This window comes from Phenylobacterium sp. RIFCSPHIGHO2_01_FULL_69_31, assembly GCF_001824475.1.
GTDB lineage: Bacteria > Pseudomonadota > Alphaproteobacteria > Caulobacterales > Caulobacteraceae > Phenylobacterium.
Genome location: NZ_MHXN01000028.1, coordinates 162267 through 175568, shown reverse-complemented (window position 1 = coordinate 175568; position 13302 = coordinate 162267). Strand labels below are relative to the sequence as shown.

The 13302-nt window shown below is 71.7% G+C and carries 12 protein-coding genes; 7 read left to right on the top strand and 5 right to left on the bottom strand.

Annotation, left to right across the window (positions count from 1 at the left end; genetic code table 11):
• Positions 1-5: 5 nt before the first annotated feature.
• Positions 6-470, bottom strand: coding sequence for a hypothetical protein (locus tag A2790_RS15035; protein ID WP_293393224.1), 465 nt, complete (start codon positions 468-470; stop codon positions 6-8).
• Positions 471-551: 81 nt separating this feature from the next.
• Entirely contained in the window at positions 552-2390 is a 1839-nt protein-coding gene (locus A2790_RS15030; protein WP_293393222.1) for an alpha/beta fold hydrolase, read from the bottom strand.
• 211 nt (positions 2391-2601) lie between these two features.
• Between A2790_RS15030 and A2790_RS15025 the strand changes: the two genes are divergently transcribed.
• Both A2790_RS15025 and A2790_RS15020 read left to right on the top strand, forming a co-directional pair.
• Complete coding sequence (locus A2790_RS15025; protein ID WP_293393220.1) at positions 2602-4353, top strand: MHYT domain-containing protein; 1752 nt, start codon at positions 2602-2604, stop codon at positions 4351-4353.
• A gap of 14 nt (positions 4354-4367) precedes the next feature.
• On the top strand, positions 4368-4901 hold the full coding sequence (locus A2790_RS15020; protein ID WP_293393218.1) for an RcnB family protein: 534 nt from the start codon (positions 4368-4370) through the stop codon (positions 4899-4901).
• 43 nt (positions 4902-4944) lie between these two features.
• On the opposite strand, the gene A2790_RS15015 is transcribed toward A2790_RS15020, so the two are convergent.
• Complete coding sequence (locus tag A2790_RS15015) at positions 4945-5952, bottom strand: DUF4118 domain-containing protein (protein WP_293393216.1); 1008 nt, start codon at positions 5950-5952, stop codon at positions 4945-4947.
• Positions 5953-6014: 62 nt separating this feature from the next.
• On the opposite strand from A2790_RS15015, the gene A2790_RS15010 reads away from it, so the two are divergent.
• From A2790_RS15010 to A2790_RS14990, 5 genes are all read left to right on the top strand, one after another.
• Positions 6015-6188 (top strand): hypothetical protein, encoded by a 174-nt coding sequence (locus tag A2790_RS15010; RefSeq protein ID WP_293393214.1) that lies wholly within the window; start codon positions 6015-6017, stop codon positions 6186-6188.
• Positions 6189-6245: 57 nt separating this feature from the next.
• Entirely contained in the window at positions 6246-7874 is a 1629-nt protein-coding gene (locus A2790_RS15005; RefSeq protein ID WP_293393212.1) for an amidohydrolase, read from the top strand.
• A gap of 76 nt (positions 7875-7950) precedes the next feature.
• A complete protein-coding gene (locus A2790_RS15000) occupies positions 7951-8442 on the top strand; it encodes a pyridoxamine 5'-phosphate oxidase family protein (protein ID WP_293393210.1) in 492 nt (163 codons plus the stop codon).
• Positions 8443-8711: 269 nt separating this feature from the next.
• Entirely contained in the window at positions 8712-9419 is a 708-nt protein-coding gene (locus A2790_RS14995; RefSeq protein WP_293393208.1) for a Crp/Fnr family transcriptional regulator, read from the top strand.
• 131 nt (positions 9420-9550) lie between these two features.
• Positions 9551-11614 (top strand): M13-type metalloendopeptidase, encoded by a 2064-nt coding sequence (locus A2790_RS14990; protein WP_293393206.1) that lies wholly within the window; start codon positions 9551-9553, stop codon positions 11612-11614.
• A gap of 4 nt (positions 11615-11618) precedes the next feature.
• On the opposite strand, the gene A2790_RS14985 is transcribed toward A2790_RS14990, so the two are convergent.
• Together A2790_RS14985 and A2790_RS14980 are read right to left on the bottom strand one after the other, a co-directional pair.
• Positions 11619-12833 (bottom strand): putative sulfate exporter family transporter, encoded by a 1215-nt coding sequence (locus A2790_RS14985; protein WP_293393204.1) that lies wholly within the window; start codon positions 12831-12833, stop codon positions 11619-11621.
• A gap of 198 nt (positions 12834-13031) precedes the next feature.
• Positions 13032-13265: a hypothetical protein gene (locus tag A2790_RS14980; protein WP_293393202.1), complete on the bottom strand. Its 234-nt coding sequence runs from the start codon at positions 13263-13265 to the stop codon at positions 13032-13034.
• Positions 13266-13302 lie beyond the last annotated feature (37 nt).

Genomic DNA, 13302 nt, shown 5'->3' with positions numbered 1-13302 from the left:
GCGGGTCAGGCGCCCGCGGGCGCAGGCGGGGGCGCTTCCGAAGCCGGCGCCGGTGGGGCGACGTCGCACCCCTTGCCCGAGTAGAGCCCGGCGAGAAGCGCCTTTCGGGTGGTGGCGGTCTGGATGGTCTCCTGCGCCTGGGCCTGCACCTGGGCGGCGCGCTGCTTGGCGGCGTTGGCCATGTTGTTGGCGAACATCCCGGCCCCGGGCATCCGGCCGAGCATGCCGGTCCGCAGCATGCCCTCGACCGCGACCGTGGAGGCGAGACCTGCGCCCTGCGCCGTACCGTTGGCCTTGGAGACCTGGGCGTTGGCGTCGGCCGTCAGCTGGTCCATGCGGCCCGCCTCGGCGGCGAGCGCCTGGCAGTCCATGGCGGCATCGCCCGGATAGTTCACCTGCAGCGCCTGGGCCGACGCGGGACCGGCCACGAGCGCCGCGGCCGCGGCCGCCAGGATCAGTGTCTTTCGCATGTTCGCCCCCTTGAAACCCCTCAGGTCTCGCAAGCTAGGGCGGAACCGACACCTGCCCCTCCCCCGATTGGGGGTCCGGCGTCAGGCGTCGGCGACGAGGTCGGCTAGGGCCTCGGCGTGGGTGAACTGGGGCAGGACGCCCGCCCCGGTGAGGCGCACCGTGCGCAGGCCCGGCGCGCCAAGCCAGGCGGGATCGAGCTGGCCCGGCATCTCGCCGGAGAGGATCACCGTCCAGCCGTGGTCGCCCAGGCCGGCCGGCGGGCGCCAGCCGTTGGCGTAGACGGCGTGCTCCGAGGCGAAGCCGCGGCCCGAGCGCGCGCAGAGCGCCTGGATGTCACGGATCAGGAACTCGCGGATCGCGGGATCGGCCAGCGCGTCGGCGTCGAGCGGCAGGTCGCTGAAGACCTTGTCCAGCACCTGTTCCAGGAGGCGCGTGGTGACCTGGCGGCGGAGCAGTTCGGCCGAGGCCGCGACCAGTTCGGGATTGCGCAGCAGGTGGCGCTGGATCGCGGCGCCCAGGCCCGCATGCTCCTGGACGAGATGCACGGGTGCATGCGGGTTCAGCAGGACGGCCCGGCCGAGCAGTCCCGGGAAGTCGGCGGCGAACCGCAGGGCGATCGGAATGCCGGTGTCCCGCGCCAGCATCCGCACCTGGCGCAGGCGCAGGCGTTCGATCACCGCGGCGATGTCGGCGGCGCCGGTGGCGGCGTAGTCGTCGGTCGCGGGGTCCGAGAGGCCGAACCCCGGCCGCTGGACGATGATCGGCCGCAGCCCCCGGTCGATCAGCCGCTGCCGGAAACCGTCGGGGATGCGGCGGCCGGCGGCCGCGCCGTGGAACACCAGCACCGGCTCGGCGTCGTAGGGGCCGTAGTCGATCAGCGCCACGCGCCGGACGCCGTCGAGGGCCGCCACGACCCGCAGCCGGCCGCCCCCCTCCTCCTGGCCCAGGACGGGTTCGGCGGCCGAGGCCACGGCCACCAGCTCGCGCGCCTCCACCAGCAGGCGGGCCAGGTCCTTCGCCCCGCGCGCGCCGGTCTTCTGCAGCACGGCCTTCATGTGCGTCTTGACCGTCTCCGGGCTGAGCCCCAGCGCCTGGGCGGTCTCCGGGGCCGTCGCCCCACGGGCCACGAGCGCGGCGACGCGCGCCTCGCCGGGCGTTAGTCCGAAGGCGGTCTCGGCCAAGGCGTCGTCGCCGCCGGGTTGGTCGACGCCGGGGTCGCCCACCACGCACATGATGGCGATGAGGCGGGCGACCAGTTCGGGCGTACGCCGCACCCCCGCCTTGGCGTTGATCCGCCGCAGCGCGTCGCGGGCGGTCTCGCGGCCCACGCCGGCGTCGGCCGCGGCCACCTCCAGATTGGGCGCGAAGAGCAGGGCCTCGGCGAGGCGGGCCTCCAGCGCGGATAGGTCGAGAGCGCGGGCCGCGCGCCGCGCCAGCTCGGACGAGCGCGAGGGGGCGCTGACCACCACCGCGAGCCGGTCCTGGCCCGCATGCAGGGCCTGCGCGGCCTCCGGCCCGAGCGGCCAGCGCCCGGCGGCGCACGCATCGCCGATCCAGGCCGTGAAGGCGGCGCCTGCCGCGCCCTCCACCAGGCTCACCACCGGCCCCTCCCGCAGGGCGCGTCTCAGAAGGGGACGCAGGTCGGCCGAATCCGGGAACAGGGCCAGGTAGTCGGCGTCGGCGAAGCAGACGTCGCCGCGCGGCGTCAGGACCGCGGCGGCCAGGGCCCGCCGGTCGGCGATGGCGCCGGCGATCGGCGGCAGGGCGCTCGCGGCGTCCGCCAGGTCCTGGCGCGCATTGCCGCTATGGGCGAGGACGACATCCTCCACGGCCGGCCAGGAATCCAGCAGCAGCTCGACGGGCGCGGCCGAGGGCGACCGCGCGCGAAGCAGGTCGGAAAGGCGGATGGGGCTGGTCATGGTTCGTGCCGGCCGATTACGCGCCGCCCGGGCGAGGCGTTGCAAGGTTCATCGAACCCGATCTTCTGCAATCCGCGCGCCAGCGTGGCCACAGCGTCGGGATCCCGACAAACCTGCTACGCATTACGGGAGTTGATGCATGTATGAGTTGCATCTTCCGTCGCCCTTCCCCACGCTGAGCCAAGTGTGAGGCGGGCAGAGTTCGGGGCGCATGCCACACCACCATCATCCGTTGTTCGTCATCCTGTCCCTGGTGGTGGCGGTGCTGGGCTCGTGGACGGCGCTGGACCTGTTCCGGCGTGTCCGCTGGCATATCGGCCGGACGCGGCAGGTCTGGCTCGGGACCGCCGCCGTGGCCATGGGCGCCAGCATCTGGTCGATGCACTTCATCGCCATGCTGGGCTTCGATCCGGGATCGGCGGTGAGCTACGACCCCGCCCTGACGCTGGTGTCCTTCGCCCTGGCGGTCGGCGCGACCTGGGGAGCGTTCTTCTCGGCGGCGCGGGAGCGTTCCGGCGGGGCGCTGGTGATGCTGGCGGGCGCGTTCATGGGGGCGGGCATCTGCCTCATGCACTACGTCGGGATGGCCGCCCTGCGCACCGCGGTCTCGCTGGGCTACGACCCCGTGCTGGTGGCGCTGTCGCTGCTGATCGCGGTGGCCGCGGCGACGGCGGCCCTGTTCGCGGCGCGGCGCGAGCGGGCGCTGGCGTGGCGGGCCGCCGCGGCGACGATCCTGGGCGCCGCCATCGCCGGCATGCACTACACGGCCATGGCGGCGCTGGAGCTGACGCCCGGCCCCGGCGCGGGCCCGCCCGGCGCCCCACCCTATGTGCTGGCCGCGGGGGTCGCGGCGGGCACGCTTCTGGTCCTGTTCCTGGCGCTGCTGGCGTCGCTTTACGATCAGCGGCTGAACGTGATGGCCGCCCTGGAGGCGGGCGGCGTCGGCTATTGGGAGCTGGCGCTGCCGCAGATGGCGCTGCACGTCTCGCCGCGCGGCAAGGTGCTGTTCGGCCGCGATCCGCAGGCGCCCTTCGGCCTGGCGGACCTGACGGCGCTGTCTCCGCCGGGCGATCCCTCGCGCCGCGCCCAGCTCCAGGCCGCGGCCGAGGCCGGGCACGAGTACGACGTGGAACTGCGCGTGCCCGGCCGCCAGGGCGAAACCCGCTGGGTGAATATGCGCGGCCGGGCGGTGGACGAGGCCGGCGCCCGGGCCCGCCGGATGGTGGGGGTGGTGTTCGACATCACCGAGCGCCAGGAGGCGTTCGCCCAGGTGGCCGAGAGCGATCGCCGCCAGCGGCTGCTGATCGACGAGCTGAACCACCGGGTGAAGAACACGCTGGCCGCCGTGCAGTCGATCTCGCGCCAGTCGGCCATGCGGGCGGGATCGCTGGACGACTTCCGCGAGCTGTTCGAGGCGCGGCTGATCGCCCTGTCGCAGACGCACAACACCCTGACCCGCCGGTCCTGGGAACGGGCGCACCTGGAAGAACTGCTGGAGCAGCAGCTCAGCCCGCATCCGCAGGATCGCGTGCAGCTTGAAGGCCCGCACGTGGACCTGGCGCCGCGGGAGGCCCTGGCGCTGGGCATGGTGTTCCACGAACTGGCGACCAACGCGGCCCGCTATGGCGCATTGTCCGCGCCGGACGGGCGGGTGCGGGTCGACTGGGAGTCGATCCTCGGCGGCGGCGGGGCGCAGCTCATCCTCGAATGGGTCGAGCGGGGCGGCCCTCCGGTGACGCCCCCCGCCCGCCGCGGGTTCGGCACGCGGATGGTGAAGGGGGCGGTGACGGGCGAGCTTGGCGGATCGGCCGAACTGACCTTCGCGCCGGAGGGCTTCCGGGCCCGGCTGTCGATGCCGCTCGACCTAACTCAGGACGGCGTGCCGGATGAACCTAAGCTGAAGCTGGGGGTTCAGGACGGGTTCAGCCCAGGAGGCGTTTCCTCCAGGCGCTGGACCACGTAACCGAGGAATCCGTCATGAAGCACCTGTTGTACGCCGCGGTGGCCCTGGCGACCGCCGCCGCGCCGATCGCCGCCTCCGCCCAGCCGGGGCCGGAGCGCCGCGAGGACCGACGCGAACTGCGCGAGGATCGCCGCGAGCTGAAAGAAGATCGCCGCGACGCCCGCCGGGACGGCGTGATCACCCCGCGCGAGCAGCGCGAACTGGCCCGCGACCGGGCCGAGGTGCGCCGCAGCCAGGCCGAGGTCCGCTATAACCGCGCCCGGGCCGAGACCTGGCGCAACCGGTCCGAATGGCGCGGCTACCGCGGCGCGCGGCCCGGCTACTGGTATGCGCCGGGCTATGGCTATCACCCCGTCGTGCGCGGCTACACCTGGCGGCGCGGCGCCTATGTGCCGCGGGTCTACCGGACCTACTACGTGCAGGATCCCTACTATTACGGCCTGCGCCCCGCCCCGCGCGGCTATCGCTGGGTCTATGCCGACGGCAACTTCGTCCTGATGGCGCTGGCCACCGGGCTGATCGCCGACGTGCTGCTGAACGCCTACTAGGAAGCGGCGGGGGAAGGGCGACCTTCCCCCGGCCCGTGCCGGCTCAGTGCAGGGTCGAAGGCTGGACGGCCGTCTCGGCCGCCCTCGGCCGCGGCATCGAAAGCACCAGCGCCGAGCCGCCGGCGTCGGCGCGCAGGGCCACCGCCGCGCCCAGTTGCTCGGTCATGGCGCGCAGCAGATAGCCGCTGGTGACCGACACAAGAGCTCCATCCACACCCTGCCCGGTTTCCGTGATCGCGACTTCCGCGCGGCGGCCCTGGACGTCGAAGCGGATCTTGAGCGGTTCCTTGACGCCCGTGTCGAACAGGGCGCCCAGGCATTCGGCCAGGGCCACGCCCAGGGACGTCGCTTCCTCCACGCCAAGCTCGAGGCCTGAAGCCTCGACGATGACGCGCTCGGGCGGCGCGTTGTGCGCGATGCAGATGGCCCGGGCCAGGGCGGCGGCGAAGGCGTCGAAGTCCACCGGCCCCTCCACGCGCCCACCGAGCTCGCGATGGACGCGGGAGATCAGCAGTGTGCGCTCCATGGCGCGGCGCAGACCGTCGGCCACCTGGGGCTCGGGCTCGCCCTTGGCCTGCAGCGCCAGGACGCCGGCGACCAGCCGCATGTGATGGCTCATGCGTTCGTTCAGCTCGCGGAACAGGCCGGCGTGACCATCGGCCACCGCACGGGCGCGGCCCAGCTGGTGCGAGACGTCCTTGAGCGCGCCGGTCAGGCCGGTGATCACCACGATGGCGACCGCGCAGGTGGCGGTGAAGAAGCCGAAGGCGGCGAAGATCGTGGGCGTGGCCTTCCACGCATAGACGGGCTCGACGAAGCACCAGAAGGCCAGGGACGCCGAAACCAGCGCCGCCGCGATGGCGGGCGCGCGGCCGAACGCGTAGGCCGAGAGGATCACGGCGGGGTAGAAGGCCGAATAGGCCAGGCCGCCGCCGAGGACGGGCTGCAAGGGCAGGCGGATGAAGAACGCCAGGGCCACGAGCCCGGCGGTCAGGAGCCACGGCATAAGGACGTGATCGCGCGGAAGCAGGCGCTGGAAGAGGCCGAACATGGGCCGGGGCTCTAGCACAACCCCGCCCGGCATGCTTGACCGGACAGACACAAAGGTGGGCCATGAACGACCGCGACGTCTATCTGAAGCTGGCGGCGATGGCCGAGGAGCTGTTCGCGCTCTCGCAACAGGCGGAGACCCTGGTAGGGCAGACCGCCCTGCACACGGCGGCCGGCACGATCGCGGGCACCGCCAAGGCGATCTATGATCACGCCCTGGGCGGAGAGGAGCATTAGCGGCCGGGGCGCGGGTCCCGGCTGGCTCTGGCGGAGATCGGCCGCTAGCTTCGCCGCATGAAGCTCGCCCTCGCCTGCGCCGCCGCCGTCGCGGCCACCCCCGTCGCCGCCCAGAACCTCTGGATCTCGGGCGGGCCGATCTACACCGGGGTCGCCGAGCGCCCGACCGCCGAGGTGGTCGTGGTCCAGGACGGCCGGATCGCCTTCGTCGGCTCGCCGGATACCGTGCGGCTGAAGCTCAATCCGGGCACCGAGAGCATCGACCTGAAGGGCGCGGCGCTGTTTCCCGGCTTCACCGACGCCCATGCCCACCTGCGCGGTATCGGCGAGCGGGAGCTGTCGCTGAACCTGGAAGGGGCAAAGTCCGCGGCCGAGGCCGTGGGTCGGGTCAAGGCCTACCTGGCCGAGCGCCGACCCTCCGGGCCGGTGTGGGGGCGCGGCTGGATCGAGACCGGCTGGCCCGAGGGGCGGTTCCTGAACCGGGGCGACCTCGACCCCATCGCGCCGGACCGCCCGGTGCTGCTGGTCCGCGCCGACGGCCACGCCCTGGTGGCCAATACCGCCGCGCTGAAGGCGGCCGGCATCGACGAGACGACGGCGGTCCCTGCGGGCGGCGAGATCCTGAAGGGGCCGGACGGCAAGCTCACCGGCATGCTGGTGGACAACGCCATGGCCCTTGTCCGCAAGCTGCAGGCGCCGCCAACCGAGGCCGACCGGCGGGCCGCATTCGATGCGGCGTTTCAGGTCGAGGCCGCCTATGGCTGGACCGGCATCCACGCCATGAGCGTGGACTGGGACGACGTAGGCCTGCTGGAGGCCATGAACGCCGAGGGCCGCACGCCGCTGCGGGTCTACAACGCCGTCGACGCCGAGCAGGCGGGGCCGCTGTTCGCCGGCGGGCCGCGGGCGACGCCGGACGGGCGGATCGTGACGCGGGCCATCAAGCTCTACGAGGACGGCGCCCTGGGCTCGCGCGGGGCCGCCCTGTTCGAGCCCTATGCCGACGCCCCCGGCACGACCGGCCTGGTGCGCACGCCGCCGGAGACGATGCGCAAGGCCATGGCCCAGGCGAAGGCCGCCGGGATCCAGGTCGCGGCGCACGCCATCGGCGACCGCGGCAACGCCAACGTCCTGGACCTGATGGCCGAACAGGCGGCGTCGGACCGGCGCTGGCGGATCGAGCATTCGCAGATCGTGCGGCCGGCCGACATCCCGCGGTTCGCGAAGCTGAAGGTGATCGCCTCCATGCAGCCCAGCCACGCCATCGGCGACCTGCACTTCGCGCCGGCTCGGCTGGGTCCGGACCGGCTGGCGGGCGCCTATGCGTGGGAGAGCCTCATGAAGGCGGGGGCCGTGGTGGTGGGCGGATCGGACGCGCCCGTCGAGCGGGGCGACCCGCTGATCGAGTTCTATGCCGCCGTGGCGCGCAAGGACCTCTCCGGGTTCTCCGGGCCGGACTGGCGGCCGCAGGAGGCGCTGAGCCGGGCCGAGGCGCTGAAGCTGTTCACCTCGGCCGCGGCGTACGCCCGGTTCGCGGAGGCCGAACTGGGGACCATCGAGGTGGGCAAGCGCGCCGACCTGACCGCCTTTTCCGTCGACCTGATGACCGCGCCGGAGGCGGAGATTCCAAAAGGCCACGCCGTGCTGACCGTCGTGGACGGCAAGATCGTCCACCGGAAGCCCTGACCGTCGGGCGGCCGACGGAACGGGGCCGCCCTCCGGGGGTTTGGGGTGCGCCCCTTAGACATCCCCGGAGAGCGCCATGACCCTCAGCAACACCGAAGTCCGCGACCGCCTGTGGAAGGCCGTCGACGACGAGCACACCGGCATGCTCGGCCTGACCCACGACAACCATCACTTCCAGCCGATGACCGCCTTCGTGGAGAAGGACACCAACACCCTGTGGTTCTTCACGCGCAACGACACCGACCTGGCCCAGAGCCTGGCCGGCGGCGCGGGGGCGGAGGCCGCTTTCATCTTCCTCGACCGCAAGCTGCAGGCCTGCATCGACGGGCGCCTGACGCTGGCGCACGACCGCGAGCGTATCGACCGCTACTGGAACGCCCACGTGGCGGCCTGGTACCCCGAGGGCAAGGACGACCCGGCCCTGACCCTGCTGCGCCTGGACGTCACCGAGGCCGCGGTCTGGATCACCGATGGCGGCCTGCTGAAGTACGCCTTCGAGGTGGCCAAGGCCAACACCACCGGCAGCACGCCCGACGTGGGCGAGCGCCGCGACCTGAACTTCCACTAAGACGGCGAGACGCGCGGCCAGGAGTTGCGGCCGCGCGTCTTCGCAACGGACTGATTCGAGGCTTCGGCGGCCAGCCGTTGCCAAAACGCCGCCTTACGTCGGCTATCCGACGCCAGAAGTGGGCGAAATTCTCGAATGTTAAGAATGCTCGACACGATTTTGCCTGAATTCAGGCTTGGTCAAGCTTGAGTGTCGCGTACTCGACAGTGCGGCGTCTCGCGCACCGGTAACTTGAAACCCAAGCCGTGGAACGGCGTTTCGAGTCCCCGATGCAGAGGCCCGTCCCCCTGGCACAGAACAGCCTGCTCGACGCACTTCCGACTGGCGACCACGCGTTCTTGGCCCCCCACCTGATCCAGGTCGAATTGGAGCGCGGCCGGCTGCTCTACGACCCCGGCGACGCGATCGACCACGTCTACTTCCCGCACGACGGGGTCATCTCGCTGATGACCCTGATGGAGAACGGGGCGGCCATCGAGAGCTCGACCATCGGGCCCGAGGGCGCACTGGGCCTGATGGCCGCCGTGGCGCCCCGCCAGTCGCTGAGCCGCGCGATCGTCCAGACCCCGCTGCGCGCCGCCCGCATCGGCGCCGAGCGCCTGCACGAAGCCTGGGAGAGGAGCCCCGCTTTACGGGACCTGGTCGACCGGCACGGAGAGGCGCTGTACGGCCACGCGATCCAGTCGGTGGCGTGCAATGCGCTGCATTCGGTCGAGGCGAGGTTCTGCCGGTGGCTGCTCACCTGCCACGACAGGATCTCCACCGACACCATCGCCCTGACGCAGGAGTTCCTGGCGGACATGCTGGGCGTGCAGCGCACGACCGTGACGGCCGTCGCCCGCTCGCTGCAGGACAAGGGCCTGATCCGCTACCGCCGCGGCGTGGTGGACATCATGGACCGCGCCGGCCTGCAGGCCCTGGCGTGCGAGTGCTACGGGGTGATCCGCAACCACTACCACCGGCTGCTCGGGACCTGAGGGCCGCGTTCCTCGCCGCAGCGGCTGGCCTCGTCGCGCGGGCCATTGCGCGGGAGCGGTTTTCCCCCTTTTCTCGGCGTCGCCGACGGTTCCGACCTGGAAGCGCGGCCTGGCTGATCGAGAAGAGACCGATGATTTCCGAACTGCGCAAGATTCTGCTGTCGGCCGGCGCGGCCGCGGCGCTGGCGTTCGCCGCCGCGCCGGCGTGGAGCGCCGACGCGCCCGAGCCCCCCTCGCTGGCCTCGCCGAGGTACGGAACCTGGGGCTTCGACCTTTCCGGCATGGACCGCAGCGTCAAGCCGGGCGACGACTTCTTCAAGTTCGCGAACGGCAAGTGGGCCGAGCGCACCGAGATCCCCGCGGACCGGGTCCGCTACGGCAATTTCAACAAGCTGCGCGAGCTCTCGGAAAACCGGATGCACGCGATCCTCGAGGACGCCGCGGCGGGCCGGCTGGCCGATCCCGACGCGGCCAAGATCGCCGCCGGCTATCGCGCCTTCATGGACGAGGCGGCTGTCGAGGCGCTGGACGCCAAGCCCCTGGCCCCGGAACTGGCCGAGATCCGCAAGGTCCAGACCAAGGACGACTTCACCGCCCTGATGGGCAAGTCCAACCTCAGCGGCTTCACCTCGATCCTGCCCGTCTTCATCTCTATCGATGCGAAGGCCCCGACCCGCTACGCGGTTCTGACGGGGACCGGCGGCCTGGGCCTGCCCGACCGGGACTACTATCTGCAGCCCAGCTTCGCGGAGAAGAAGGCCAAGTACGAGGCCTATGTCGCCCAGCTCCTGACCATGATCGGCTGGGACAAGCCGGCCGAGAACGCCAAGGCGATCGTGGCCTTCGAAACCCAGCTGGCCGAGGCGAGCTGGACGCGGGTGGAGCGGCGCGACCGCGACAAGACCTACAACCCCATGACCCCGGCCGAGCTGGCGGCGTACACGCCGGGCTTCGACTGGAACCGCTACCTGGCCGGGAGCGGCCTGCCCGCGGTGGAACGGATCGTGGTGACCACCAACACCGCCTTCCCCAAGTTCGCCAGGGTGTATGCCGACACGCCGCTGGAGACGCTGAAGGCCTGGCAGGCCTTCCACCTGGCCGACAACGCCGCGCCGTACCTGTCCAAGCGCTTCGTGGACGCCAACTACGCCTTCCGGCTGAAGGAGCTGGCCGGCCAGCCCGAGCAGCAGGCGCGCTGGAAACGGGCGGCGAGCTTCATGGACGGCGCCATCGGCGAGTCGGTCGGCCGGGTCTATGTGGCCCGCTATTTCCCGCCGGAATCTAAGGCGAAGATGGACGCCCTCGTGGGCGATGTCCGCACGGCCCTGCGTGCGCGGATCGAGAAACTGGACTGGATGGGTCCGGAGACCAAGCAGCGGGCGCTGGAGAAGCTGGCGAAGTTCACGGTCAAGATCGCCTACCCGGCCACCTGGCGCGACTACGCCAAGCTGGAGCTGAAGCCTGATGACCTCTACGGCAACGTCGAGCGGGCCGGCGCTTTCGCGTGGCGCCGCCAGGTCGCGCGGCTGAACGGGCCGGTGGACAAGGCCGAGTGGGGCATGACTCCGCAGACGGTGAACGCCTACTACAACTTCGCCAACAACGAGATCGTGTTCCCGGCCGCGATCCTGCAGCCGCCGTTCTTCGATCCAGATGCGGACCCGGCTATCAACTATGGCGGCATCGGCGGGGTGATCGGCCACGAGATCAGCCACGGCTTCGACGACCAGGGCCGCAAGTCCGACGGCGACGGCGTGCTGCGCGACTGGTGGACTGCCGAGGACAACGCCAAGTTCAAGGTGCAGGCGGAGCGGCTGGGCGCCCAGTACTCGGCCTTCGAGCCCCTGCCTGGGGTCAGGCTGCAGGGCGGGCTGACCATGGGCGAGAACATCGGCGATCTGGGCGGACTCTCCCTAGCCCTGGACGCCTACCGCGCCTCGCTGAAGGGCAAGCCCGCGCCGGTGATCGACGGCCTGACCGGCGACCAGCGGGTCTTCCTCGGCTGGGCCCAGGTCTGGCGGGAGAAGTTCCGCGACGAGGCGCTGCGCCAGCAGGTGGTCACCGGCCCGCACTCCCCGGCTTATTATCGCGTCAACGGCACGATCCGGAACATCCCCGGCTGGTACGACGCCTGGAACGTCCAGCCGGGCGACCAGCTGTACGTGCCGCCCGAGCAGCGCGTGAAGATCTGGTAGCGGCTCAGCCGACCAGCTGCGCCGCCCCGAAAGCCAGGCCGCACAGAAGCGCGGTCTGGACGCCGAGGGCGGCCAGCGGGCGCCAGCCCATCTCGCGCAGGCCGGCGATGGAAGTCTTGGCCCCCACGGCCACGACGCCTGCGCCGATCAGCATGTTGGAGGCGAAGGACGCCGCCGGCAGCACCTGGGCCGGCACCGCGCCCGCGCTGCGCAGCGCCGCCAGGCCGAAGAAGGCGATCACGAAGCCGGGCAGCAGGGCGGCGTGGCCCAGCGCCCGGCGGTCGCCGCCCGCCTCGCGTGCGGCGCGGGCGATGGCGAAGGCCACCGCCGCCACCACCAGGGCCAGCAGCGACACCCGCACCAGCTTCACGGTGACGGCCATGTCGCCCACCGCCGGCGACACGGAGTAGCCGGCCCCCGCCACCTGGGCCACGTCGTGGATCGAGGCGCCCAGGAAGACGGCCGCGGCCTCGGGCGGCAGGCCGGCCAGGTGGGCCAGGGCCGGATAGGCCAGCATGGCCAGGGTCGAGAGCGTGGCGACGACCGCGACCACATAGCCGGTCTGGCGCTCGGTCTCGGCGCCCTTGGGCAGGACGCTGGCGACGGCCATGGCCGCAGAGGCGCCGCAGATGGCGGTCGCGCTGGCCGACAGCATGGAAAAGCCGCGGGGCAGGCCGAACAGGCGGCCGATGACCGAGCCCAGAGCCAGGGTGAGAGCCACGCAGCCGAGGACCAGCAGCAGGGTCTGGACGCCCAGGTGGGCGAAGTCGCCCAACACGATGCGCAGGCCCAGGAGGGCGATGCCCGCCCGCAGCAGCGGTCGCTCGGCGAGCTGAAGGCCCGGGGTCAGGTCCAGACGACCGGCCAGAGGCGCGGCGATCAGGAATCCCGCCGCCAGGGCGAACGGCGCCACCGGCTGATGCAGGGCGCTCGCCGCCCAGCTCGCGAGCGCCGTCAGCAGCGCGGCCACCGCCAGCCCCGGCAGCCAGGCCGGCGCTTTCAAGGGCGGCTTCGGCGCGGTCCGGTGGGTGACCATGCGTTCGTGCAGCTCACGGATGCGGCGGCTGCCCGAGGTCTTGAACGCAAAGGGGAACAGGCCGTGCAGCAGGCAGGCCATGGCGCCCACGGCCATCGTGGCCGCGAAACCCCAGGCCGACACGAGGTGCTCGAAATAGCTCTCCCCGACCGTGGCGGGGTGCTGGGTGAAAGCCTTGAGCATCGTCCGGTCCCGGCTCGCGGAAATGAGCCTCGAAGGATGCCGGAACGGGCGGGAAAATCATCGCCGATCACAGCCCCGGAATCGCTGGAGCAGAGAATTATGCTCTCGCACAGTGCTCGGCGGGAGATTTTTGAACTCTATCTGTGGTCAAACAAGCGTATGGCGTCCTCGGGTCGCCCCCTTGAGTCGCCGGAGCCGCTAGTCGCGGCGGGGGACGCCGAACGCGCGCAGCTTGGCCGGCAGGCGGGTGGCGTGCCGGGTGGCCTCGCGCATCGAACTGAACGGCGTGGCGTCGCGCTGGGCGGCCACCCATTCCATGGCGCCGTCCGCAGCGAGGCGGAGGTAGGCGGGACCATCGGCGGCATAGTCGGCGATCCGGGCGACGAACGCCGGGATCATCGGAATTTCCTGTTGCACGGTGGTGGCGGTCATCTGGTTTCTCCCTGTCGTTTGCAGGCGAAACCTAGGA